General features: G+C 41.5%; 20 protein-coding genes and 4 pseudogenes. 14 read left to right on the top strand and 10 right to left on the bottom strand.

All coding sequences use genetic code 11. From position 1 onward, the window contains the following. Nucleotides 1–14: 14 nt before the first annotated feature. From J7R10_RS01430 to J7R10_RS01415, 4 genes are all read right to left on the bottom strand, one after another. Nucleotides 15–596: a CarD family transcriptional regulator gene (locus J7R10_RS01430; protein WP_010705811.1), complete on the bottom strand. Its 582-nt coding sequence runs from the start codon at nt 594–596 to the stop codon at nt 15–17. 305 nt (nt 597–901) lie between these two features. Next, nucleotides 902–1240: a ferredoxin FdxA gene (fdxA, locus tag J7R10_RS01425; protein WP_010705810.1), complete on the bottom strand. Its 339-nt coding sequence runs from the start codon at nt 1238–1240 to the stop codon at nt 902–904. An 18-nt stretch (nt 1241–1258) separates the two neighbouring features. Then, on the bottom strand, nt 1259–2821 hold the full coding sequence (locus J7R10_RS01420) for a hypothetical protein (RefSeq protein ID WP_026501447.1): 1563 nt from the start codon (nt 2819–2821) through the stop codon (nt 1259–1261). 232 nt (nt 2822–3053) lie between these two features. Further along, nucleotides 3054–3218: a hypothetical protein gene (locus tag J7R10_RS01415; RefSeq protein WP_187287697.1), complete on the bottom strand. Its 165-nt coding sequence runs from the start codon at nt 3216–3218 to the stop codon at nt 3054–3056. A gap of 177 nt (nt 3219–3395) precedes the next feature. On the opposite strand from J7R10_RS01415, the gene J7R10_RS01410 reads away from it, so the two are divergent. Then, nucleotides 3396–4307: an RNA polymerase factor sigma-32 gene (locus J7R10_RS01410; protein WP_010705808.1), complete on the top strand. Its 912-nt coding sequence runs from the start codon at nt 3396–3398 to the stop codon at nt 4305–4307. Nucleotides 4308–4491: 184 nt separating this feature from the next. Here the strand turns inward: J7R10_RS01410 and J7R10_RS01405 are convergent. Continuing rightward, a pseudogene (locus tag J7R10_RS01405) lies at nt 4492–6035 on the bottom strand (M48 family metalloprotease). A 135-nt stretch (nt 6036–6170) separates the two neighbouring features. On the opposite strand from J7R10_RS01405, the gene J7R10_RS01400 reads away from it, so the two are divergent. The 3 genes from J7R10_RS01400 to J7R10_RS01390 all read left to right on the top strand — a co-directional run bounded on the left by J7R10_RS01400 (nt 6171) and on the right by J7R10_RS01390 (nt 9187). After that, nucleotides 6171–6806 (top strand): thiamine diphosphokinase, encoded by a 636-nt coding sequence (locus J7R10_RS01400; protein WP_010705807.1) that lies wholly within the window; start codon nt 6171–6173, stop codon nt 6804–6806. A 102-nt stretch (nt 6807–6908) separates the two neighbouring features. Next, the gene (locus J7R10_RS01395) at nt 6909–7328 is read left to right on the top strand and encodes a membrane protein (RefSeq protein WP_010705806.1); all 420 of its coding nucleotides are present in this window, start codon (nt 6909–6911) and stop codon (nt 7326–7328) included. Beyond that, complete coding sequence (locus tag J7R10_RS01390) at nt 7328–9187, top strand: ABC-F family ATP-binding cassette domain-containing protein (protein ID WP_010705805.1); 1860 nt, start codon at nt 7328–7330, stop codon at nt 9185–9187. Before J7R10_RS01395 ends, J7R10_RS01390 begins: the two co-directional genes overlap by 1 nt. Before the next feature lie 280 nt (nt 9188–9467). Here the strand turns inward: J7R10_RS01390 and J7R10_RS01385 are convergent. Next, a pseudogene (locus J7R10_RS01385) lies at nt 9468–9934 on the bottom strand (GNAT family protein). A 550-nt stretch (nt 9935–10484) separates the two neighbouring features. Next, nucleotides 10485–10745, bottom strand: coding sequence for a DUF2312 domain-containing protein (locus J7R10_RS01380; RefSeq protein ID WP_004862771.1), 261 nt, complete (start codon nt 10743–10745; stop codon nt 10485–10487). 230 nt (nt 10746–10975) lie between these two features. Between J7R10_RS01380 and J7R10_RS01375 the strand changes: the two genes are divergently transcribed. The 4 genes and pseudogenes from J7R10_RS01375 (at nt 10976) to J7R10_RS01360 (ending at nt 14142) form a co-directional block, all read left to right on the top strand. After that, nucleotides 10976–11539, top strand: coding sequence for a DUF1036 domain-containing protein (locus J7R10_RS01375; RefSeq protein ID WP_010705804.1), 564 nt, complete (start codon nt 10976–10978; stop codon nt 11537–11539). Beyond that, a complete protein-coding gene (pyk, locus tag J7R10_RS01370) occupies nt 11536–12972 on the top strand; it encodes a pyruvate kinase (RefSeq protein ID WP_010705803.1) in 1437 nt (478 codons plus the stop codon). Before J7R10_RS01375 ends, pyk begins: the two co-directional genes overlap by 4 nt. Nucleotides 12973–13040: 68 nt before the next feature. After that, nucleotides 13041–13277, top strand: a pseudogene (locus tag J7R10_RS01365) (pyruvate kinase alpha/beta domain-containing protein); the annotation flags it as partial. Between the two features lie 506 nt (nt 13278–13783). Further along, a pseudogene (locus J7R10_RS01360) lies at nt 13784–14142 on the top strand (helix-turn-helix domain-containing protein). 678 nt (nt 14143–14820) lie between these two features. Here the strand turns inward: J7R10_RS01360 and J7R10_RS01355 are convergent. Continuing rightward, nucleotides 14821–15198: a cell division protein ZapA gene (locus tag J7R10_RS01355; RefSeq protein WP_010705802.1), complete on the bottom strand. Its 378-nt coding sequence runs from the start codon at nt 15196–15198 to the stop codon at nt 14821–14823. A 12-nt stretch (nt 15199–15210) separates the two neighbouring features. After that, a complete protein-coding gene (locus tag J7R10_RS01350; RefSeq protein WP_010705801.1) occupies nt 15211–15486 on the bottom strand; it encodes a DUF4164 domain-containing protein in 276 nt (91 codons plus the stop codon). 328 nt (nt 15487–15814) lie between these two features. On the opposite strand from J7R10_RS01350, the gene tkt reads away from it, so the two are divergent. The 5 genes from tkt to J7R10_RS10205 all read left to right on the top strand — a co-directional run bounded on the left by tkt (nt 15815) and on the right by J7R10_RS10205 (nt 21880). Then, nucleotides 15815–17821, top strand: coding sequence for a transketolase (gene tkt, locus J7R10_RS01345; protein ID WP_010705800.1), 2007 nt, complete (start codon nt 15815–15817; stop codon nt 17819–17821). A gap of 175 nt (nt 17822–17996) precedes the next feature. Beyond that, on the top strand, nt 17997–19004 hold the full coding sequence (gap, locus tag J7R10_RS01340) for a type I glyceraldehyde-3-phosphate dehydrogenase (protein WP_010705799.1): 1008 nt from the start codon (nt 17997–17999) through the stop codon (nt 19002–19004). Between the two features lie 342 nt (nt 19005–19346). Beyond that, nucleotides 19347–20543, top strand: a complete 1197-nt coding sequence (locus J7R10_RS01335; protein ID WP_010705798.1) for a phosphoglycerate kinase — start codon at nt 19347–19349, stop codon at nt 20541–20543. Nucleotides 20544–20664: 121 nt separating this feature from the next. After that, nucleotides 20665–21696, top strand: a complete 1032-nt coding sequence (locus J7R10_RS01330) for a class I fructose-bisphosphate aldolase (protein ID WP_010705797.1) — start codon at nt 20665–20667, stop codon at nt 21694–21696. Between the two features lie 58 nt (nt 21697–21754). Continuing rightward, nucleotides 21755–21880 (top strand): hypothetical protein, encoded by a 126-nt coding sequence (locus J7R10_RS10205; RefSeq protein ID WP_275039555.1) that lies wholly within the window; start codon nt 21755–21757, stop codon nt 21878–21880. A 305-nt stretch (nt 21881–22185) separates the two neighbouring features. Here J7R10_RS10205 and rpmE read toward each other — a convergent pair whose 3' ends face one another. Beyond that, nucleotides 22186–22407 (bottom strand): 50S ribosomal protein L31, encoded by a 222-nt coding sequence (gene rpmE, locus J7R10_RS01325; protein ID WP_010705796.1) that lies wholly within the window; start codon nt 22405–22407, stop codon nt 22186–22188. Between the two features lie 187 nt (nt 22408–22594). On the opposite strand from rpmE, the gene J7R10_RS01320 reads away from it, so the two are divergent. Then, on the top strand, nt 22595–24385 hold the full coding sequence (locus tag J7R10_RS01320) for an ABC transporter transmembrane domain-containing protein (protein WP_010705795.1): 1791 nt from the start codon (nt 22595–22597) through the stop codon (nt 24383–24385). The last annotated feature ends 412 nt before the right edge of the window (nt 24386–24797 follow it).

The raw sequence follows: 24797 nt of genomic DNA, 5'->3' as shown, positions 1-24797 counted from the left end.
TCTTCGTTTAATGATTACGCAGCGTAAACATTACCGTTTGCATTTGTTTCATCTCTCTCAGCTTTAAATTCACGCTTTGGTTTGTTTGAGAGATGCATCTCTATAAGATTTACGGCTTCTGTTTCAGAAAGATTATTAATAACAGCTATTTCACGCGCCATCCGCTCAAGGGCAGCGGTATAAAGTTGACGCTCAGAATAAGATTGTTCAGGCTGCACGTTCGAGCGAAAAAGATCACGTACCACTTCAGCGATACAAAGAAGATCTCCCGAATTGATTTTTGCATCATATTCTTGTGCACGGCGTGACCACATGGTTCGTTTAACGCGTGCTTTTCCGTGTAAGATTTTTAAGGCGCGTTCAACGGAATCACCAGCGGATAGTTTGCGCATTCCAACGGAAATGGCTTTAGCAATTGGCACTTTGACATCCATTTTATCTTTTGCAAAATGAATGACAAAGAGTTTTAATTTGTGTCCTGCAACTTCTTGATCTTCAATCGCAATAATTTGCCCTACTCCATGGCTAGGGTAGACGATATATTCAGAGGTTGCAAATCCTTTAGCATTGGAGGACGTTCCGTACTGGGATGCCATATCTTAGTTTACTCCCTTTATGACCAATAAATGTACCGGAAAACAGGCTATAAACCTGAGGGTTGAGCGCTCTTTAACTAAGTATATTATACTAATTGAATGAGCATAAAAGCTGATTACTTTTAAATCCAACAAAAATACATTGCTTTATAAGAATAAAGCAAAAAACAATACTTAGAAAGATGATCATGTTAAAGCAACATTAACACCAAACTTTAAAAGAATCAATCATTTCGCTTAAGAATTTTTCTTTTTAAAAAAGAATGTTCTCAACTTTTTGAAGGAGCATGAGAGGGTTTATAGGGTTATTCGCCACTTCCTGGATTTTCTGAAAAATACTTTTCTAATTTATTGGCAACGCCATCCATTTCTTTTGCTTGGGGAAGAGGATCTTTTCGGGTGGTTAAGTTAGGCCATTTGTTTGCATAATGAAGATTAAGCTCTAACCATTTCTCTAGACCTGGTTCTGTATCAGGTTTAATAGCTTCCGCTGGGCATTCTGGCTCGCAGACACCGCAATCGATACATTCATCGGGATGAATGACAAGCATATTTTCACCTTCATAAAAACAATCAACAGGGCAAACTTCAACACAATCTGTATATTTGCAATGAATGCAGTTGTCAGTTACTACATAAGCCAAGATTGAACTCCATCATTTTTAATGATCCTTGGACGAAACTGTATGGGTATCTTTATCCTTTGTGAGTTGATCGCGTAGCGCAGCTAATTTTGCAAAAGGAGAATCAGGGTTAGGGCGTTTTTCTTTTTGAAAGGATTTATGATTGGCACGTTTGGTAAGGGGTTTATGAGACTTATAAGAATGTTTTGCCTGTGATATGGTTGCTTGGGAGGCGTTTTCATTTGCATTTCCTCCTTTCTTGAAAGCCTTTTTCGGTTTGTGTTGTCCTCTGTGCCTCGATTTATCACGATTTTTGTGTGCAGAGTGGTGAAATTGAGGATGATAACGCCACAATAAAATAACTTTCTCTTCTGCTGTCACACGTTTTTGTTTGGCAAAATCACCAACGGGTTCAGCCGCCGGTAGGCAATTTGTGCTCCTTTGCTGTGTTTGGACACAAGAAGACAAAGCTTCTTTTTCTCCTGCTGTTTTTGAGGCTTTCATTGTTTGCCATTGATCGCCAACACATTCTGCTGCTGGAATATCTTGTACACTTATATTTGTATGAGCAGAGCTTTGCTGTACAAGAAGGTGTTGTTCAAGAACAGTACTGCTTATGGGTTGCGATTGATAGCCAAGCCCTTTAAGAATTTCTTCCATATCGGTTCCATTGGCTCCAAGAATGGACATCATTGCCGATGTGACAAAAAAACTTTTGCCATCATAAGCACCTTCGGGCTTTGGTTCACTTCCTTGTTTCCAATGAAGCGTGGGGCGGATCAGGTTGGCAAGGCGTTCTAAAATATCAATGCGTACAGCACGTCGCCCTAAGATTCGATAACCGGCTAATTGATAAAATTGCCGATTATAGCTAGGATCAACAGCCAAAGAGGTTCGTCCAGCAGCCAATGCGGAAAAAATTTCACCCATACCCGTTTGATCATGCCCCTCATTTTGAAGATTCCACAACAGCGTAATTGCTTGGACCGGTGCTGGTTTAAGCATTGCTGCAATATAGATGTGAAAAGCGCCAAAACGAACACCAAGTTGCCGCAGAACTGCACGCGATTCTTGGTCAAGATTTTTGACAACGGCGGCAACTTCTCGACGCGGTAATATTCCTAAAGCGTTGACAAGTTGTAAGGCAAGATTGCTTGTTGAATCCGTCAAGCTCTCAGCATTGCGCAAATCAAACAGGGGCTTTAAAGCTGTCTCAAAATGAAAAGTAACAAAACGCTCTAACCGTTTTATCACATTATCTCGCGCTTCTCCCATTAATTGCGTATCTGCTAAAACAATAAGTTTGGGTTTTAAAAAATCTTCCGTTGCAACAAGCTGCCCTACAGGTTGGCCAATCCAGCGCACAATTCCATCAGAATTGAGTGTAAAATCTCCATTAGCACAAGCACAAAAACGCGCTGCACGTTTGGAAAAAGCAAGAACTAAATTTTCATTATCGGCTAAATTTTGTCTCTCAGGGGTTTGATCAGTCTGGTTTTTGTTAGCATAAAAACGAAAACCTTCAAACTTACCATTTCCATGTTTTTCAATAAGAATATCATCCTGAAGAATATCATTGTGCGGAACAATCTTGCTATCCATGATCAATTTCTTTCTCAGTGCAACACACTGGTAAAAAGCTTATTCTCTACAATCCTATCATTGTGTTGCTCCTTTAACACGTTTGTTACGTTTGCTTCAATCATTCTTGTCGTTTTTTGATGCTTTAATTTGCGCTATTTCCTTTTTCATTCATGTTTCATTCATTCGATATGCTTTATACGCACTACATCTTTTGGTTGTATTGCCATACTGGAAGCGTAAAATAACTTCTTTATGAAAAAGGCAAGATGAGTCGAAATGTAAACAAAACAGTCTTTGGTTCGGCTGAACCTTTTGTTTTTTGCTGTTCTGTTATCACGATGTAAGGAATGTTTTTTTCGTACATGCGCGCATTTCTTACCGGTGAGAGGCGTAGAGCAGAGCGTTTTTTGTTCATGAATCGCAGCCTTTTCACGAGAAGTTTTACAATTACCATAAAAAAACAATTGCGATTATAAATTTACACGCTAAAGTAGTTGGAAATGCAAGCAAACAACCTTTGCGTTCTTTTTAAGAAAGAATAATGATGTCGTTGCCAAATCAATTTTGATATTTTTAATCGCAAGGGGTTATTATGGGTAATCTTTCAAATGTTGTTTATAAAAGCAGCAAAAATTATAGCGACGCAGACAAAAGCTTGGGACGTAATATGATGCGTTCTGCTATGCAGGCGCCTTATCTTGAACGAGAAAAAGAACATGATTTGGCTCTGCGATGGAAAGACAAGCGCGATGATGAAGCTATGCATCAAATTGCAGCAGCGCATATGCGTTTGGTGATTGCGATTGCTAATCGTTTTAAACGTTTCAAAATGCCATTGGGGGATCTGGTGCAAGAGGGGTATGTGGGGCTGCTAGAAGCTGCTGCACGTTTCGAGCCTGATCGGGAGGTGCGTTTTTCGACTTATGCAACATGGTGGATACGCGCTTCTATTCAAGATTATATTTTACGCAATTGGTCTATTGTTCGAGGGGGAACCAGTTCTTCGCAAAAAGCGCTTTTCTTTAATCTTCGGCGTTTGCGGGCCAAATTGGTACAGGATGATAGTGCTCTTTCAAAACAAGATATCTTTCGCACAATCGCTGAAAAACTTGGTGTTTCAGTGCGTGATGTGGAAACCATGGATTTTCGTTTTTCGAGTTCTGATAATTCTTTGAGTGTTTCTGTTTCTGAAAACAGCGATAATCCCGTTGCTAAAATGGATGCTCTTGTGGATGATAGTCCTCTTCCTGATGTGTTAATTGAGCAAGCGATTGATGGTCAACGGCGTGCACAATGGCTTTATGATGCATTGCAAATTCTCAATGAACGTGAGCTTGAAATTATTCGTTTCCGTCGCCTGAATGAAGAGGGAGCTACTTTAGAAGTTTTGGGTGAAAAGTTGGGAATCTCAAAAGAGCGGGTGCGCCAAATTGAAGCAAGGGCTTTGCAAAAATTACGCTCCGCTTTGCTTACCGTTAATCCAGCAGATGCTTATGATGTGTAAATATTGGAGAGTTTCTTGAGAAATTCTGGATTGGGTATGGGACATTGGAGGGAGAAAAGTGCACGCGGGAGGTTGGTTTTAAAGGTTAAGTAGATTTTTTGTAGAGAATGCCTCACCGTGCCAAGGGATAAGAGGGGGGGGAGGAGGGAATCAAGAATGCAGAAAGTTATGGAGAAAGCTGAAGCTATTGTGTGATAATTTTAACATTTGACCCTCTCTGTAAAGTTTGGGTTGGAGAGAGGCCATTGAGAATACGAAAGAATTTTTCTTTATCTGGTGTGTTTTGCATTTGATTTGCGAGGCTTGCAACAGTTTCTCCCTGTTTAACGCGCACAATACGGATCTTTAAGGGTTTCAATTTTTTTAACTGTGATGAGGAAAGGACATGAAAAATTTGTACTGTTTTTTCAGCAACTTCTTTAAAGTTTTGAGAATGATGCGGAGCAGCTGTCAAAAAACGAAACACGTGCTTGTTGCGTAGAATAACAGTGACATCAAATTGCCATTGCTCATTGGTGGCGCGGGCATGCGCGCCAAGGAATCCTTGAATTGTAATTGGCTGGACAGACGATTCATCGAGTCCTGCAATCCATCCACTTTTCAGATAATCACACGCAGACATTTCATTGGGGCGCGGGAGAGCATCAAAGCGAATGGCAATTTTATCTGGTTCACTTGCCCAAGCTGTGTGTGCTGAATTTTCTATTGTAAAATTGTTTGGAACGGAAAAAGTGATGCGCAGTTTCGGGTGAATAAATTGGTTTTCTCGCATAAAGCCCGTATGAAAACTGCCGCCAAAAATCATGCCATCAAGGCTTTTCAGAAAAGAATCACGATCAGTGATTTCCATGAGAGATGTACTGATTTTGCGTGCTTTTTTTGTTGCAAGGCGAATCCGTTGTGGAGTGGTTGGATGGGTTGCTAAAAAGTCTAAGGAGGCATTTCGCGCGCCTGCGATTTACGAAAAACTCTATATGCTTCCATTGTTTGGAGAAAACGCGAGGAAGCAAAGGGATCATATCCTGCTTGTTGGAGCATATCGAGTGCAAGTGAGTCGGCTTGTAATTCCTGATTGCGTGAAAATTGCGCAATTTGTTGCTTGTTTTCAATGGGAGTTTTCTTTTCTGCGTGAGAAAAAAGCTGCGCTGGCGTGTGATTTGTCTTCTTCAATTCGGCTGCTTTTTGTAGGCGTAAAATACCATGTTTTGCGGTAATATGGGCTATTTCATGGGCTAAAATGGCCGCAACTTCTGAAGAATCATTGGCTAATGCCAGCATACCACGTGTGATGTAAATAAAACCTCCTGGGAGTGCAAAGGCATTAACACTTTCGGAGTTTAAAATTGTTACAGAATAGTTTTGTTGAGGATTGTGTGACACAGCGGTAAGTTTCCGCACAATCTTTGTTAATAAGCGATCAAGTTTTGCATCATAATAGGCGCCGCCATAGAATTGCAAAATACGCGGGTGTTGTATCGTGCTTAAGGTGACATACATATTGTTGTTGCTGGTAGGTTTGATCGTTTCAGAAGAATCTAAAGAAGAAAGCGTATCGTTTTTGGAAAAATGTGTATGACAAGCAGAAAGGAGAAGCATGAAGCTTAGGAGAGTTGCTTTATAGATTTTGCGGCGAAAAGAAAAAGCGCGTTGAAGAAGGCCGTGCAGAAAGATCTGGTATTTTTGACTCTTTTGCCCCTTGTTTTCTGCGTGTATTTTGGCGATGTTCATTGGTGTCTTTAGTATGTGTTATTTTACAATAGAGAAGCTTTTGAAAAGGACTCTTTTGCCTATATCACGGTTATTATCTATAAAAAACGGCTATTTTTATAATAAAGGGAAATAGTACGAAAGGCAGAGTATGGCATGACAACATTTACAATATTGTTAAATGGAGATCTTTGTGTCACGGATCGTTTGTTTCATCAAATTGGCAACAGTCGCGTGATTGCTGCTGATGGTGGAATGCGTCATGCCGCAGCGCTGAATGTGATGCCTGAGTTGTGGTTGGGGGATTTCGATTCCTCTGATCAGGCTTTAAGAGACAAATATCGTCATGTTCCCTGTGAGGTTTTTTCCTCTGATAAAGATATGACGGATTGTGCTTTGGCATGTGAGAGAGCTCTGCAAAATGGTGCCAAAAAGCTTATTTTATGTGGGGCTTTGGGAGGGGAAAGAAGTGATCATAGCCTTTCGCATATGACACAAGCTGTGATGATGGAAGAAAAAGGCATTTCAGTATTATTAACCAGTGGTCTTGAAGAAGGGTGGCCGCTTTTGCCAAAGCCTTTTTCAGGTGATTTGCCTGAAGGCTGCTTGTTTAGTATTATCGGTTTTTCTGACTTACGAGAATTAACGCTCACAGGGGTGAAATGGCCACTTTGTGGTAAGAATGTGTCTTTTGGGTCATCTTTAACACTTTCTAATCGTACTTGTGGAACCTTTTCTTGCCATTTAGGTTCTGGAAAAGCTATATTGTTGGCGTCTGTACCTATTCCATGAAGCTCTTCCAGTATATTTAAATTAAGGCAGAGGGGGGTATAGTGAGGAAGTGCTGGCATAAAATATGTTTATGTATTGATCTTGAGAAGGAAAGGTTTTCATATGTTGAAATCAATTTTAAAAGTAGCAGTTGTTTCAGCCATTGGTTTAAGTACAGTGGCATGTACGACAACTGATGAAAGAGTCGCGCGTTATGGTGTCGGGGGAGCAGCAATAGGCGCTTTGGCAGGAACAGCAATTGCTGGAAGCACACCTGAAGCAGCTTTGACAGGTGCAGCATTTGGTGCACTTGCAGGAACAGTAACAGGGGTTGCTGCTAATCAGAGAAAACAGCAAAGACAGATGGCTGCTTATCAGTCAACATTGTGCGCATATCGTGATTATAGAGGACAAGTTTATCAAGCACCTTGTCCTCAAAGAGCCCGCACACCCCATAAAGCACATTCACCACGTTTGTGCGTTTATCATGATGGAAAAGGTGTGATGTATAAGGCGCCTTGTCGTCATCGTTATGGGCGTTAATGGTGGTGCCGCTGCTGCGGCTTGACCGCATTTTCCTAACCTTTGGAACAACTCCCTTGCTCAACCAAGCTTGTTTATCGGTTGAGCAAGGGGCGCGTATCGCGCTGGTGGGCCGTAATGGCTGTGGGAAATCAACGCTATTAAAAATTGCCGCGGGAATAAGAGAGCCCAATGGTGGCGAAATTTTTCGCCACCCTCGAGTGACTGTATGTTATGTCTCGCAAAATCCTGATTGTTCAGGCTTTGAAAATGTTCACGCTTTTCTAGAAGCTGGTTTGGGCAATACTCCTGATGTACAGTGGGTAAATACCCTCCGCACAAATCTTGGTTTTTCAGGAACCGAAAAATTAGCAACGCTTTCTGGTGGAGAAAAGCGGCGCGTTTCTTTGTTACGCGCTCTTGCTGCCAAACCAGAAATTCTTCTCTTAGATGAACCAACCAATCATCTTGATTTACCTACTATTGAATGGCTTGAAGCCGCTTTAGGTGCTTTGCGTTCAGCTGTTGTGGTGATTTCCCATGACAGGCGCTTTTTAGAAAATGTCACACGTTCAACGCTCTGGCTTGATCGCGGTGTGACAAAAAGATTGGAAATGCGTTTTTCGCAGTTTGAAAATTGGCGTGATAAGATGCTTGAAGAAGAAGCGCTAGAGCAACATAAATTGGAGCGCCAAATTGTGCGTGAGGAACAATGGTTGCGCTATGGGATAACGGCACGGCGTAAACGGAATATGCGCCGTTTGGGAGAGTTAAAAGAACTGAGACAGACTCACCAAACCTATAAAGGGCAACCGGGAAGTGCACTTTTCACAGCGGTTAAAAGCCATCATTCTGGTCAATTGGTGCTCGAAGCAAAGTGTATTTCAAAATCTTATGGTGATCGTACTCTGGTGAAAGATTTCTCTTTGCGTATTCAGCGTGGAGACCGAATCGGTTTGGTTGGTCCCAATGGGATTGGAAAGACAACATTGCTTTCCACTCTGATCGGTAAGGAAGCGGTCGATGGTGGAACCGTGAAGCATGGATATAACCTTTCCATGGCACTGCTTGATCAACAGCGTATTTTAAATGAAGAAGAAACATTAGCGCAGTATCTGACCGGTGGGAGGGGCGATACTCTTTTGATCAATGGGCAAGAACGCCATGTTGTTTCTTATATGAAAGATTTTTTGTTTTTACCCGAACAAGCACGCACACCGCTCAAAGAATTTTCAGGGGGAGAAAGAGCGCGCCTCATGCTTGCGCGCCTTTTTTCACGTCCAGCAAACTTTTTGATTCTTGATGAACCAACCAATGATTTGGATATTGAAACATTAGATTTGTTGCAAGAATTTATCGCCGATTTTGCTGGAACAGTGTTGTTGGTGAGCCATGACAGGGATTTTTTAGATCGAACTGTAACGCATATGTTGGCGCCTCAAGGGGATGGTCATTGGGTTTTATACGCTGGCGGTTATAGTGATATGATCGCACAAAACAAGCAAGCTGTACTGGTGCAACGCAAAGATAAAGAATTACAGCGTAAAGTGTTGTCAAATCTTCGTGCGCGGGGGCAGGAAAAACAGGTTTCGTCAACAAATCAGGGTTTTGGGGGGCGGGAGAAAGCAACACCGCGCAAATTGTCTTATAAGCAGGTTTATGCACTGGAAAAATTACCGGAACAAATCGCTGTTTTGCAAGATGAAATCAAAAAAATTGAACAAGAGCTCTCTGATCCAGCACTCTATTGCAATGATAAAGAGCGCTTCGAGCGTTTATCAGCAGCGCTAGAAGAGAAGAAAAATGCTTGCGCACAAAAAGAAGAAGAATGGCTGGAACTTGAATTGTTGCGCGAAGATATAGAGTGTGTGAAATCATAAAACGCTATAGCGTTATTCTTCTCAATAAGATTTTTATAGATTTGGATGTGTGTTTTTCTTTCACTTTCATATTCTATTTGTTTTTTGCATCATTCTTTATAGGATGAGCGTATGTGGGAGAAGAAAATATGTGCGTAAAGGTGAGAAGAATATTTGGAGTTTGAATTTTTACGTGTGGGCAGTGAACAATACTGAATGTGCGAAGACAGTGAATTTTTTGAGTTTCCATAAAATTAGGGTATTACATTTTAATATCCGGTAAAAAATGCCTTCGTATGCTTTATTTTGGTTTCTTGGAAGGTTCATACGAATCATTTATTCGTGAAGTGAGAATATGGTTCCTCTATTTGCCATCACTCTATGTAGGTGAGTCACATGAAAGATATGGGGTATCAGAGTAGATCAAATCTCGAACATTAAGCCTTTGCTTTGTTGTTTTTCATCCAGAGAAAAAACAAGATGATAAGCTTGAAAAACACCACGAACGATATTTGTAAAATGAACGGCGGAGATGATTGTGCTCTCATTTTTCAGTTGTACGGCGTATCGGTAGGCTTGATCTTATCTGCTTTCACAAGCGAATGCATTTGCTCGCGTTTTTCACGCTACTAAGGTGTTATAGTCATCAAATTTTACTGGTTCTAAAGGACGGAGAAAATCCGCATTGCGCAGGCTATAGGAAGACAGTTCTTCAGCATCTTTACCACTGATCAATGTGGAAATTGTTCGTTTCGTTTTGATTGCCATAGTTCCCTCTATATATCTTGTTTGATTTTTTAATGAAGAGGTTCATTCTATGTGTGTCAATGATCTTCTTTCTACTATAGGCTTTCTTTATGCTTGATGTATTTGTTCATTAGAGAGTTATAGGAATGAGAGCATGAGACCGTTGCCAATGCAAATGAATTGGGAATGCTGTGTTGGTAGTGTATTTAGCATTTTGATTTGTACAAATACCGCATAGTAAATGTCTTTACACCCATTTGTTTCCTTCATCTCATCTTTCAGTAATTGCTTACTCTCAATAATTGATTGAAATATGAGAACATTTCTGGGTGTAAGAGACATTGTACGGTTTTTTATATCCTTGATTTTATGCTTTTGATCCTCTCTGTCTTTTCAAGAGATTCATTGCTAAATTGTGCAATGTTCTCATATTCGAGAATGTTTTGCAGATATTTTCATCACAAGACGTATTGCATCAATTGCTAGGATTTCTGGCAGAAATACACAGGAATTGTTTATTTTTTGCATCCTCTCTTTATTTTGAAAAAATGTCTCGTGTGCTTGAAGGGCATTAACTCATACCAAGCGCATTTTTATAAAGCTGGATAACGGCTTCTTCTTCCATGCGTTCATGTTCTTCTTTTTTGCGTAATCTGATAATGCTTCGAACAGCTTTGCTATCAAAACCAGAGCCCTTAAGTTCGGTATAGACATCTTTAATATCATCAGAAATGGTTTTTTTCTCTTCTTCTAGCCGTTCAATACGTTCGATAAAAGCACGTAATTGGTTTACAGATATAGCATGTGTTTGATCAGTCACTGTATTATTCATTGCATTTTTCTCCATACTTTATTTAAGCTGTTTTTCGACGATAAATTTGGTTGGGAAAGCTTGAAAAACAAAAAGTGACTCAAGCTGTACGCTTTTTTTACAAATTGACTTTAAATATTTTGTAAAATTTAAAATAGGGGTTTTAATAAAAAGGCTATAAGAAGCAGAAAAAATAAAAATATATCTCTACACACTTGAAAGGTTCTTGAAAAAGAGAAAAAAAGGAATGTATGTTTTGTCTTAAAGGCTTATGTTATATGAGTGGTTTTGTGGTTTCTCAAAAACAGCAAGGGGTGATTTGCAAAGGACTGAGGGGTAAGAGATTGAGAGGAAAAGGACTGAAGGTTTTTCTTTTAAGTATTCTGCTGTTGTTTCCGTTGGTTGTTTTTGCGAGAGCTGACTTTAGGGTTTGTAATACGACACAACAGTCTGTTGGTGTTGCGCTTGGTTATCGTACGCTTTCCGGCTGGGTGAGCGAAGGATGGTGGACGATTCCGGTGACAGAGTGTAAAACCTTAATCGAGGGGCCTCTTGCTTCGCGTTTTTATTATTTTTATGCGGAGGGAGCGCAGAAAAAAGGCAGTTGGGCGGGCTCTATCACCATGTGTGTGCAAGATAGTCAATTTACCATTCAAGGGGTTCATGATTGTTTTCCTCGAGGTTATCAAAAGGCTGCGTTTAAGGAAATTGATACGGGCAATCAAACCAGTTGGATGGTGCAGTTGACCGAAGAGTCTTTGTTTAATGATTCGGCTGTTAATTCTCCCTCTTTTTCAGGAGATTCTTCACCGTGAAGCGCGCACGTAAAGTAAAAATTATTGCGACTCTTGGTCCTTCTTCTTTTTCTTCTTCGATGATTGAAAAGCTTTTTGTGGCGGGGGCGGATGTTTTTCGTCTTAATATGAGCCATACGGACCGTGAAACAATGGCTGATTTGGTTAAGCGTATACGAGAAGTTGAGAAAATTGTTCGTCGCCCCATTGGTATTTTAGTAGATCTCCAAGGACCCAAATTGCGTCTTGGCTGTTTTGCTAAGGGGCAGGAGGATTTGCGTGTGGGGCAGAGCTTTACCTTAGATCATCGTGATGTTCTTGGTGATGCACAACGTGTTTTTTTCCCCCATGAGGAAGTTTTTACAGCTGTTAAACCTGGGGAACGGTTGTTGATTGATGATGGAAGGCTGGAATTGCGTGCTGAAGTGTGTGATCCGAATTTTATTCAGTGTCGTGTGGCTGCTGGAACCCATATTTCTGACCGAAAGGGGGTTAGTTTTCCCGATACGATTTTGCCGTTTGGTTCTATGACATCGAAGGATAAAGTTGATCTTCAGGCTCTTTTGCAACAACCTGTTGATTGGGTGGCACTGTCATTTATCCAGCGTCCAGAAGATATTATGGCGGTGCGCCGGTTGACAAAAAACAAAGTGTCTTTGATGGCGAAAATCGAAAAACCTCAAGCCTTAGAGCACATAGAAAAAATTATTGATATTGCTGATGGTATTATGATTGCACGAGGAGATCTCGGTGTGGAAATGCCCTTAGAAAGGGTACCTGCTCTGCAGATGGAGTTGATTAAAGCGTGTCGTTTAGCAGGAAAACCTGTTGTGGTGGCAACACAAATGCTCGAATCAATGATCACATCGCCTGTTCCAACGCGCGCAGAAGTGTCTGATGTTGCTACAGCGGTTTATGCGGGAAGTGATGCTGTGATGTTGTCTGCTGAATCGGCTTCTGGCCGTTATCCTGAAGAATCAGTGCTTATGATGGACCGAATTGCGCGGCAAATCGAACAAGATCGCACTTACGCTGCTATGGTGGAGGTACAGCATCCTGCACCACAATTAACGGGAACAGATGCGATTTCTCTTGCCGCACGACAAATTGCTGAAACACTTCAATTGGCAGTGATTGTTGCTTATACGGCTTCAGGCACAACGGGTGTGCGTGCATCACGGGAGCGTCCCAATAGACCCATTATTGCTTTATCCCCTATCGTGGAAACAGCGCGGCGCTTGGCTTTGGTTTGGGGGCTGCATTGTGTGGTGACAGAAGATGCACGAGATTTGGAGGATATGGTTGATCGTGCGGCAGCCATTGCTTTTCAAGAAGGTTTTTGCCAAAGAGGGGATCGATTCCTTGTAACAGCAGGGGTTCCTCTTGGTACGCCTGGTGCTACGAACTTGTTGCGAATTGCTGCTCTCTCTCAAGATGGGACAAAAGGCATTTGAATGTTTGTGCGTAGTGCTTTCTTCTTGTTTTGTTGTTTTCTGGAAAGATTGTATCTGTATCCCTTCTCGTGGATATAGCGCGGCGCTTGGCTTTGGTTTGGGGGCTACTATTTGTGTGGTGACAGAAGATGCACGAGATTTGGAGGATATGGTTGATCGTACGGCAGCCATTGCTTTTCAAGAAGGTTTTTGCCAAGGAGGGGACCGGTTCCTTGTGACAGCAGGGGTTCCTCTTGGTACGTTTGGTGCTACGAACTTGTTGCGGATTACCGCGGTCTCTGAAAGCAGGGACAAAAGGCATTTGAATATTTGTACGTAATGCTTTCTTCTTGTTTTGTTCCTTTCTGGTAAGAGTATTTCTGGGGTGAAACTTTATTTCAGCAAAGCATTGTTGGATGTGCTTTAACAGCTTAGACTGAGAGCAATGTGATGAGAGAATAATGCTGTAATATTATCTGCTCAATCCGCATCTGGTCTTTATCTTGAAAAAGCTGTGCCTTTTACTCAAAAACGCTGTGTTTTACAAAAAAACTGTAAGTTACAGAAACTTTTTCATTTTTATTGTGAATTTTCTGAAATTCCTTTATGACTAAAAAGGTGATTTTGGTCGTATACGCAACGACCAATAGGGAGCTAAAACCCGAAAACTCGATATATAAATTTGTCCCACTGTGCGGGTATCCCGGCATTCCGGGAGATTTTGCTATGTCCAGGTGCTTTAAGCACTAAAAGCAAAAGGCTGATCGAGTTCAGTATTTTAGACTCCCGGAATACCAACGCGAGGGCGCTCGCAACCGGTGAGGGGCATGAAATGCAAGCCAAAAATCTTTTTCACGATATTTTTATAGGCAAAAAAATTCGCTTTAAGCGAAGAATGTTGAAAATGTTTCAGAAAGAATTAGGGAACCACTTGAAGGTAAGCGCGCAACAAATTCAAAAATATGAAACAGGATTAAATCGTATAAGCGCTGGGCGCTTGAAAGAAATTGCCGATATTCTCAATGTACCACTTTCCTTTTTTATGCTGAGATCTTAAAAAAACAACCACCCCCATACCATCATGATGAAATCATCTCGAGCGAAGAAGAATATCTGCTTTTAAAAAGCTTTAGAGTTTTGAATACTGTCAAACAGAAAGCAATTTTACAGTTAATTTCTGATCAGAGTTGAAGTTTTTTGTCACAAGAAAGCTTGAGGTATGAAGGAAAACAGTTTGAGAAATATGTTCGCTTATCTCTCAATAATTGTTTCCATGCAAAAGCAGTTGTAAGATTGCTTGTAGGTATAACGATAAAGCCACTGAACACCACTATCTTTATGCTTATGACGCGTGCAAGCCGGTTCCATCATTTTATTTGCTAGCTCTGAAATGTTGCCACAGCCCTTGGCATTTAAGACGATTCATAACAGGCATTTTTACTCCTTTCTTGTGCAGTTTTTTACCCACACACTAGCTCTGCTTGTGACGTGCAAGTAAGTGATTTTAATTGATTCAATATGAGAGGATTTGAGATGAGAGAAATCTTAAAATATTCGGGGGGCTTATTCAATAGGCAGAACAGTAAATTATTATTATAAATCAATGTGTTGTTTGTATAAGAGAATGATAGTGCTGTTTCTGTATGCATAAAGAGATGGTGGTATCTCATGGATTTTTATCCATTCATGGAGAAAATGCGATGTGAAAAAAGCTGTTTATGGGGAATACGAGTCCTTTGTTTCTCGAAGAACATATTTTTTATTTTGCGGCTTTTGTTTGTTGTTGTTCTTTGCGCTCGGATTCTTTTACAATGATGTCACTGGGATGTCATTGGGATATGGCCGGCTGATTTAAGAATGCATGTGCCGTTATGAATTTTCCTGTTCTGGAACACTAAAACTGTTTTGGTTATCTTTAAGCAATTGATTGGTGAGTTTTTCAATGCGTTCTGTTGTGTCACGCATAATCTTGTCCATGGTGCGGCCTCTTTCATTGTGGAGTCGTAAAAGAGCTTCATAATCTTCTTTTAGTTTTTTATTTTCTCGTTTTATCTCTTCCATTTCATCAAGTACCATAATACCGGCCATAACCGATAAACGGTGGTCACCCATTTCACCAAAATTGTTTTTGAGGTGTGTGATATACTGATCTAATTGAGCGGCAAGCGCAATGAGATAGTCTTCTTGTCCTTTATCGCAAGCCATGCGATAAACTTTACTATCAATGGTGACGGAAACAGTTTCCATACATTCAAACCTTTATCTATCAATTACGACACGAATTGTTTCCATTGCTTTAATTAAACGTCTAGAAACTTCTTTGTTCACCCCCTCTAGCCGCTCAACCTGGGCTTCGGCTTTGTCAAGTGCTTGGGCAAGATGACTACGATCAGCGTTCATTCGTTGAATTTCTTCTTCCCATTCGTTGTTTTTATCAATAACGGCATTACGGTTTATAATGGTAATCTCTAAAGTTCTGAGTGCTTTTTCCAACCGCTCTAAAGCCTGTGGTAGAACCGTATTTTCTTGGTTCATGATGCTTCTATCCTTTAGCTCATTGTATCCCTTATTAGTTTTTTATGCAAAAACGAATCACTTATTTTCTTTTCTTGCGCGAATTTTATTTTTCAATATGTAGGACATTTTAGCAAGCAAAGCAGGGGAGGTATGTGAATTAAAGGCTAGATTTTTTAAGAGTATTGACATAAATGATTAGATTAAAGGAAGTGTGAGGCGGATGTTATTTGCAATAACAAGAGATTTCGCGCTGATGGTTTTAAAAATTGAAAAGTATTTCTTAAAAAACGAAGAGAATACAAAGGAAGCAACCTGCAAACGTATTTAACGAAATGGTTTATCATTCATGACAAATACTGAACAACAGAATCAGATGGCCAATGCTATCCGTTTTCTTGCTATTGATGCAATTGAAAAAGCAAATTCTGGTCATCCTGGATTGCCAATGGGGGCGGCTGATATTGCTACCGTTCTTTATACAAAGTTCTTTGCCCATGATCCTAAAAATCCTCATTGGCCCAATCGTGATCGTTTTGTATTGTCCGCTGGGCATGGCTCTATGTTGCTTTATGCCTTACTTTATCTTTCTGGTTATGAAGATATTTCCCTTGAGGATCTCAAAAATTTCCGCCAACTCAGCTCAAAGCTTGCTGGGCATCCAGAATATGGACATGCTGCCGGAATTGAAACAACTACGGGGCCTCTGGGACAGGGGTTGGCAAATGCTGTGGGGATGGCTCTTGGGGAGCGCTTGCAAAATGCCCGTTTTGGCGATCTCATCAGTCATTACACCTACGCGTTGGTGGGTGATGGTTGCCTCATGGAAGGAATTTCCCAAGAAGCGCTTTCTCTTGCGGGTCATTTAAAACTCAAGAAGCTTATCGTGCTGTGGGACGATAATAATATTTCTATCGATGGAAAGATTGCCCTTGCTGACAGTACAGACCAAATTGCGCGTTTTAAAGCTTCTGGTTGGAATACGCATAAAGTCGATGGGCATGATCAAGCCGCCATTGCACATGCCATTCAAGCAGCACAAAATTCCGATAAACCAACTTTAATTGCGTGTAAAACAACTATTGGTTTTGGAGCACCAAATAAAGCAGGAACCAATAAAGTTCATGGAACACCTTTGGGGGCACGGGAAATTGCTGAAACCCGTATCGCTTTGGGATGGGAGGCGGAGCCTTTTGTTATTCCAGCCGATATTCTCGATAATTGGCGCTTGGCTGGTCTCAATGCCGCTAAAAAACGGCAGAAGTGGGAAACAAAATTGGAAAATCTACCTGTCTCAGAACGGTTGGAGTTTGAAAGGTTGATGCGGGGCGATCTGTTGGGTGGATTTGATGGCGCTATTGATACTTATAAACAGCAGCTTATTGAAGAACGCCCTTGCGTTGCTACACGGAAAGCTTCAGAAATGGCTCTTGAAGTTATCAATGAAGTGGTTACTGAAACCATTGGTGGTTCGGCTGACTTAACGGGGTCCAATAATACTAAAAGCAGTCAAATGAAAAGTATTTCTGCTGAAGATTTTTCAGGGCGCTATCTGCATTATGGAATTCGCGAACATGCTATGGGCGCGGTGATGAATGGTCTTGCCCTTTATGGAGGACTTATTCCTTATGGCGGAACCTTTCTATGCTTTTCTGACTATATGCGTCCTGCAATGCGTTTGTCTTCTCTGATGGGATTGCGTGTTATTTATGTCATGACTCATGATTCCATTGGTCTTGGTGAGGATGGTCCTACACACCAACCCGTGGAGCATTTGGCTTCTTTGCGTGCACTGCCCAATCATTTCGTGTTCCGCCCCGCAGATGCAGTTGAAACCGTCGAGTGCTGGCAATTGGCTTTAAAAGCACGCAACACACCTTCCACTTTGGCGTTGAGCCGACAAAATTTACCGCTTTTGCGTCAAGAGCATGAAGAGGAAAATCTTTGTATGCTAGGCGCTTATGAATTATTGACCGCAAGTGATGATGCGAAAGTGACGCTGTTTGCCTCCGGTTCAGAATTGCAAATTGCCGTAAAAGCACATGCGCTCTTAGAAGAAAAGTCTATTCCAACGCGTGTGGTTTCTGTTCCTTGTTTTGAACTTTTTGCGCAGCAATCTCTCTCCTATCAGCGTGCTCTTATTGGGGATGCGCCCATTAAAATTGCCATTGAGGCTGCCATTCGGCAAGGATGGGACCGCTTTATTGGTGGTGATGGTGTGTTTATCGGTATGGAGGGCTTCGGGGCAAGCGGGACAATGGGTGCGCTTTATGCGCATTTCAACATCACTTGTGAGAATGTTGTTGCAACTGTTGAAAAAGAGCTTGAAAAGATCAATAAGGAAAATGCGAAATGACTTTTCGCATTGCAATAAATGGGTTTTGTTGTATTGGGCACAATATTTTGGTTTTGCCCACCATTGTGGAAAGTAACGGATCAAGATAGTGAAGGTTGTTGGAGTTCATGATTTGGGACTGGTAAAATAAAAGTCCATTTGTTGCACTCTCAGAGATCGATAAGGAAAATGAAAAATGGCTGTTCGCGTTGCAATTAATGGGTTTGGACGTATCGGGCGCAATATCTTGCGCGCCATTGTGGAAAGTGGGCGAAAAGATATTGAAGTGGTCGCTCTTAATGATTTGGGATCGGTGGAAACAAATGCCCATTTGTTGCGCTATGATTCAGTTCATGGACGTTTTCCGGGACCCGTTGAGGTGGTAGGTGACACACTTGATGTCGGGTGTGGTTTGATAAAAGTGTTCGCAGAACGTGATCCAGCACAATTGCCTTGGAAAGCTTTGGATATCGATATTGCATTAGAATGTACCGGCATTTTTACTGCGCATGACAAAGCAAGTGTTCACCTAGATGCTGGGGCAAAGCGTGTGCTTGTTTCTGCTCCTTCTGAAGGCGCAGATCTTACCGTGGTTTATGGGGTTAATCATCAGTCTTTAAATAAAGAGCATCGGGTTGTTTCAAATGCTTCTTGTACAACCAATTGCTTGGCGCCTGTGGCGCAAGTTTTGCACAACACTGTTGGCATTGAAAAGGGTTTTATGACAACAATTCATTCTTATACCGGTGATCAACCTGTGTTGGATACAATGCATCGGGATCTTTATCGTGCGCGGGCGGCGGCTCTTTCTATGATCCCTACCTCAACAGGGGCAGCAAAAGCTGTGGGTCTTGTTTTGCCAGAATTAAAGGGCTTGCTTGACGGTGTGTCGATTCGTGTTCCTACCCCCAATGTTTCCGTTGTTGATCTGACATTTACGGCTAAGCGTTCGACTACGGTTGAAGAAATTAATACAGCTCTTTGCGCCGCTGCTCGGGGACTGCTTAAAGGAATTTTGGATGTGACAGAGGAAAAGCTCGTCAGTTGTGATTTTAACCATAATCCACATTCCGCCATTTTTCACAATGATCAAACGAAGGTGATTGATGGTCAGCTCTGTCGTGTTTTGGTTTGGTATGATAATGAGTGGGGTTTTTCAAACCGTATGAGTGATACAGCTGTAGCTTTTGCCAAAACAATATAAGAGGACCTTTTCGTCCTCTTTTTTCATAAAAGGGCAAATTGCTGTAAGAGTATTGAAGCGTGTTTTTTGAAAAAAAGCAGGAGAGACTGTTCCTCGTTGAAGATTGTTTTTTATGCGCTAGAAAAAATGTTGTCTCAAGGGTGAGGGTGTGTTCTGTTTTGGTAGGCTTGGTTTTTAACCACATCAATGAGCAAAATTTGCAAGAGTAACACCTGAAGGAGACAAAGCTTGGGGTCAAATAGAAGGCGCGGGTCTCTTTGCTCTTATGCCAAAGAAGTGAATGGAGAGAAAGTTTGAGTTGGTACGTTTTTGTTTGAAACAACGGAAAGTGAAGAGGGAGCAATGATGGGTTTTCGGACACTTGATGATGTTGATGTTACGCGAAAGTGTGTTCTTGTGCGGGTCGATTTTAATGTTCCAATGGCGCAAGGCAAGGTTTGTGATGAGACGCGTCTTAAACGGCATAAAGAGACACTGGTGGAACTGCAAAAGCGTGGTGCTAAGCTTATCCTTCTTTCTCATTGTGGGCGCCCCAAGGGAAAGGTGGAACCAGAATTCTCACTGCGCCCCATTGTGCCAGTGTTGGAAAAAATAATCAATCAACCTGTGGTTTTTGCATCAGATTGTATTGGTCTTGCAGCGCAGAAAGCGGTTGAGGCATTGCAAAATGGTGGTGTTTTGCTGCTTGAAAATGTGCGTTTCCATTCTGGGGAAGAAAAAAATGATTGCTGTTTTGCTGAAGCTTTAGCGCATCATGGCGATCTCTATGTGAATGATGCTTTTTCAGTCTCTCATCGTGCGCATGCTTCTGTGGAGGGAATAACACATTTGTTGCCCTCCTATGCAGGGCGCTCGCTTCAGTGTGAATTGCAGGCATTAGAAAAAGGGCTTGGCAATCCAAAACATCCTGTGGTCGCAATTGTTGGAGGGGCAAAGGTTTCTAGTAAGCTTTTTGTGCTCAATCATTTGGTTGAAAAGGTGGATCATTTGGTCATTGGTGGGGGCATGGCTAATAGTTTTTTAGCAGCGCAGGGTGTTCATATTGGAAAGTCTCTCTGTGAAGATGCACTCATGGAAACGGTTAAAAAAATTATTAAAAAAGCGCAAGAGTGCCAATGTACAATTCTGCTTCCTGTAGATGCAATTGTGGGATTCCGCTTTGAAAAAAATACTCCACATCGTCTCTATGATATTGGAGATATTCCTGAGGAGGGCATGATTTTGGATATTGGAACACGCTCCATTGCCTTTATCAATGCTGTTATTGATAAGGCTGCTACTCTTATTTGGAATGGACCCCTTGGTGTTTTTGAGATGCCGCCCTTTGATCAAGGAACAATCGCTGTTGCACGCTATGCAGCAGCACGCAGTTCGACAGGGAAATTGGTTTCCATTGCTGGAGGAGGAGATACGGTTTTTGCTCTCAACCATGCTGGTGTTACGCATGATTTTACGTATCTTTCAACTGCAGGAGGTGCTTTTTTAGAATGGATGGAAGGCAAAGTTCTGCCTGGTATTTTTGCTCTCATGCAGGCGTAAAGAGCTGATGTGAAGGGAATTTATATTCCATAGGATTGTGTAAAGTATGCCAATGTGTTGCTCATTTTTGAGTAAATTGCTCACTTTTGGAAGTTAAGACAGAATAAAGAGGATTTTTTAAATGAATGAACGTTTCGAAGATATAGCACTTGCTTTGGTTTGTGCAGGGAAAGGTATTTTGGCCGCAGATGAAAGTACTGCAACGATTGGCAAGCGTTTTGAAAGCATTGGTGTTGAATGCAACGAGGATAATCGTCGTGCTTATCGTGAAATGCTTTTTAGCGCAAAAGAAGCCATGGAAAGCGCTATCTCTGGTGTCATCTTATTTGATGAAACCATTCGTCAAAAAGCATCATCTGGGCAAATGTTGACAGATCTGATTCGTAATGCCGGTGCTTTGCCTGGTATTAAAGTTGATAGCGGTGCCAAACCCTTGGCGGCTTTTCCTCAGGAAATGATTACAGAAGGATTGGATGGTCTTCGTGAACGTTTAAGAGATTATTATGCTTTAGGAGCTCGTTTTGCCAAATGGCGGGCGGTGATTGCAATTGATGGACACACTTTGCCAACAAGAGGGGCACTAAGGCAAAATGCACAAGCTCTCGCGCGCTATGCTGCTTTATGTCAGGAAGCTGGACTTGTGCCGATTGTTGAACCAGAAGTGCTTATGGATGGGGTTTCGCGTCAACATTCTATTGCGCGCTGTTTTGAGGTGACAAAAGCTGTTTTAAATACTGTGTTTAAGGAATTGTTTGAGGCACGTGTTGTTTTTGAAGGCATGATTTTAAAGCCCAATATGGTGATTGATGGAAAAGATGCGCGTAACGCTTCTGTTGAAGAAGTGGCTGAAAAAACGCTTCAGGTTCTTAAACAAACTATTCCTGCGGCTGTTCCTGGAATTGCTTTTCTCTCTGGAGGACAGTCTGATCAGGAAGCAACTGCACATTTGTCTGCTATGAATGCTTTGGGAAAACAGCCTTGGAAATTGACCTTTTCTTATGGGCGGGCATTGCAAGCAGCTGCCTTAAAGGCATGGGGTGGAAAAGCAGAAAATATTGCTGCTGCACAAAAAGCTTTTTGTCATCGTGCACGGATGAACCATCTTGCTGCTTTGGGACAATGGACAAAAGACCACGAAAAAGCTTGTGCTTGAAGAATCACACATAAGGTAACACGAGCGCCTCAATTTCATGCTGTTTAAAGAGTCTGAGATGGTGGGAGTGTTTTCTTTGTGCACTCTTTTTTGTCATGTGTCAAAACATGATCGGATGGTGGATGGCGAAATTTCGCATGCGGTTTGTGGACCGCATGTGCGTAGAGCAGCAGGCAACATTTGAAGATTAAAGCTTCTCAGAACAATTTTTGAATGTAAAAAATGAAAATAACCCCCACCCGCGTTTATAATTTCTTTGTTTGCGGGTTGTTGGTCTGGTGAATGCGTTGTTCGCTTCGTGTTCTAAGCTGTTTCTTTTTCTCTCAGTTGCTATTTAGACAGTTTAAGCTTTCTTTGCTTATTGACAAAACGCTCAATTATAAAAGTCCTAAAACTGTATTTTCTCAAGGGCTAGAGCAGATTGACTGTTGCAACAACCACTCAACGCTTTGAAGAATCTTTTCACTTATTATAATCAGAAGGAGGTTTTTATAGTCCGAGATTCCCAAAACGATTTTTGAATTTAGAAACACGACCACCACGATCTACCAATGTCTGGGAGCCGCCTGTCCAAGCTGGATGGGTTGTTGGATCAATATCTAAATTCAAGACGTCCCCTTCTTTTCCCCAAGTGGAGCGCGTTGTATATTTGGTGCCATCCGTCATAACAACGGTAATCCTGTGATAGTCGGGGTGAATATTCGCTTTCATGTGGCAAACCTTTTGCATCTCTAAAATGAAATAGCACTTTTTCACTTTTTTAAGTGCTTTTCTATTGTCTTTTTGATAAATTGGTTAAAGTACCACTCCTATAACTGAGCACGCATCAAAAAACAAGTGTTCAAGATGCATCATTGCATCAACGGTTATAGACAACCTTATAAGTGAGCAAAATTCTATGAATTTTTTCAATCATTCAGAAAAAACTGTAAAACCCTCCAATGCGAAGCCTTCATTGTCTTCGCTTTCAACTTTTGTTCCTTATTTTGTACGCTATCGTTGGTTGTTTATTTTTGCTTTTCTTGCTTTGACCGTTGCTGCCATTGTTACGCTAGCTTTGCCCGTTGCTATTCGCCAAATGTTTGATCATGGTTTTTCCACTTCAAGCCATGGGCATATCAATTTTTACTTCTTTATTTTGTTTGTCTTAGCTTTGCTTCTCGCACTTGCCTCTGCTTGCCGTTATTATTGTGTTATCACCTTGGGAGAACGCATTGTTGCCGATTTGCGGCGCGATGTTTTTATCCATATTACGCAACTTTCCCCTGATTTTTTTGACCGTTCTCATTCTGGTGAACTTGTTTCGCGTCTGTTGACAGACACAACACAAATAAAATTAGCTGTTGGTTCAACCGCCTCTATCGCTTTGCGTCATATAATTGTGGTGATTGGAGCGGTTGTCATGATGGTGATCACCAATGCTAAACTCTCCTCACTGGTTTTGCTTGCCATCCCTTTTGTTGCTATTCCATTGGTTGTTTTTGGGCGTAAAGTTCGCACACGTACACGCGCTGCACAAGATCGGCTTGCAGATGCCAACGCTTTGGCAACCGAACAGGTTGGTGCTATTCGCACTGTCCAAGCCTTTACTGCTGAAAAACTTGTTTCTGCGCGTTTTTCACAGTGGATTGAACGTGCCTTTCAGACAGCGCGTGCTTCGGTAATCTTGCGTTCCTTTTTTACCGGTTTTGCGATTTTTTTGGTTTTTAGCAGCGTGGTTGCTGTTTTATGGATTGGATCGCGCGATGTTTTGGATGGCACCATGACGGGGGGGACATTGGGGCAATTTGTTCTCTATGCTGTTTTTGGAGCCACAACCTTTGCACAATTGTCTGAAGTTGGCGCAGAACTCATGCAAGCGGCAGGGGCCGCTGAACGGCTTGCCGAATTGTTGCAAGAACAACCTACCATTGCAGCACCAAAAGTTCCTGCTCCCTTGGCACAACCTGTGCAAGGAGCCATTGTTTTTGACAAAGTTGATTTTAGTTATCCTTCCAGACCACAGGAAAAGATTTTGCGCTCTGTTTCCTTTTCTGTCAAAGCAGGAGAAACGGTTGCTTTTGTTGGCGCTTCGGGGGCTGGAAAAAGTACACTTTTTTCTTTGATTCTCCGTTTTTATGACCCAATAAGCGGTCAAATCCGGTTTGATGGCGTGGAAATTAACCGCCTTTCTCTTCAAGATTTGCGAAGCTCAATTTCTTATGTTCCGCAGGAGGTTGCTATTTTTGATGGCACATTGCGTGATAATATTGCTTTTGGGAGCGAAAATGTTCATGAAGAGCAAATTATTGCTGCTGCTCAAACCGCCAACGCGCTCGAGTTTATCGAAGCTTTACCAAACGGTTTTGATACGCAAGTGGGGGAGCGTGGTACCATGCTTTCTGGTGGGCAAAAGCAACGTATTGGTATTGCACGGGCGATTTTAAAAAATGCTCCCTTGTTACTGCTTGATGAAGCAACATCAGCCTTAGATGCAAACAGTGAAAAATTGGTGCAAGAAGCTTTAGAAGGGTTGATGCAAAATCGCACAACATTGGTGATTGCGCACCGCTTAGCAACGATTTTGAAAGCAGATCGCATTCTTGTTATGGATAAGGGGGCTCTTGTTGAGGAAGGAACACATACACAACTCGTTGCCCAAAATGGGGTTTATGCGCATCTAGCCAAACTGCAATTTGCACACAAATAAGTTCTCTCAATAAAGATTAGTATTTTTATTGTTTTACTATCAATTGCACGTCCTCTTTCGGCTTTTTGTGGGCGGCTGTTGTTGGTAAAAACGCATCTGTCGATAATAAAAACGCACGTTTTGCGGATTTTGAGCGCGCAGCACCCTATGAGAGATTATAAGCAAAGAGAGCGGCATTATTAAATACAATTTGTTGCATAATTGCTTATGTTATTATCTATATTTTGTATGTTGTTCTTTTGATGTTAGGTTATATGGTATTTTGAAGTTTTCAATAAAACATATTGATACAACGGTAAAGAATCAATTAAAGAGTTGCGCAAATGATTAACTAATAAAAAAGCAGCAATGGACGATAAATAATATTTATAGCTGGAATACTTATAGTGGTGAGTATAATCTACTCCATTTG

The organism is Bartonella vinsonii subsp. berkhoffii ATCC 51672 (assembly GCF_902825225.1).
In the GTDB taxonomy this organism is placed as follows: Bacteria; Pseudomonadota; Alphaproteobacteria; order Rhizobiales; family Rhizobiaceae; genus Bartonella; species Bartonella berkhoffii.
This window is presented reverse-complemented; position numbering and strand designations above follow the sequence as displayed.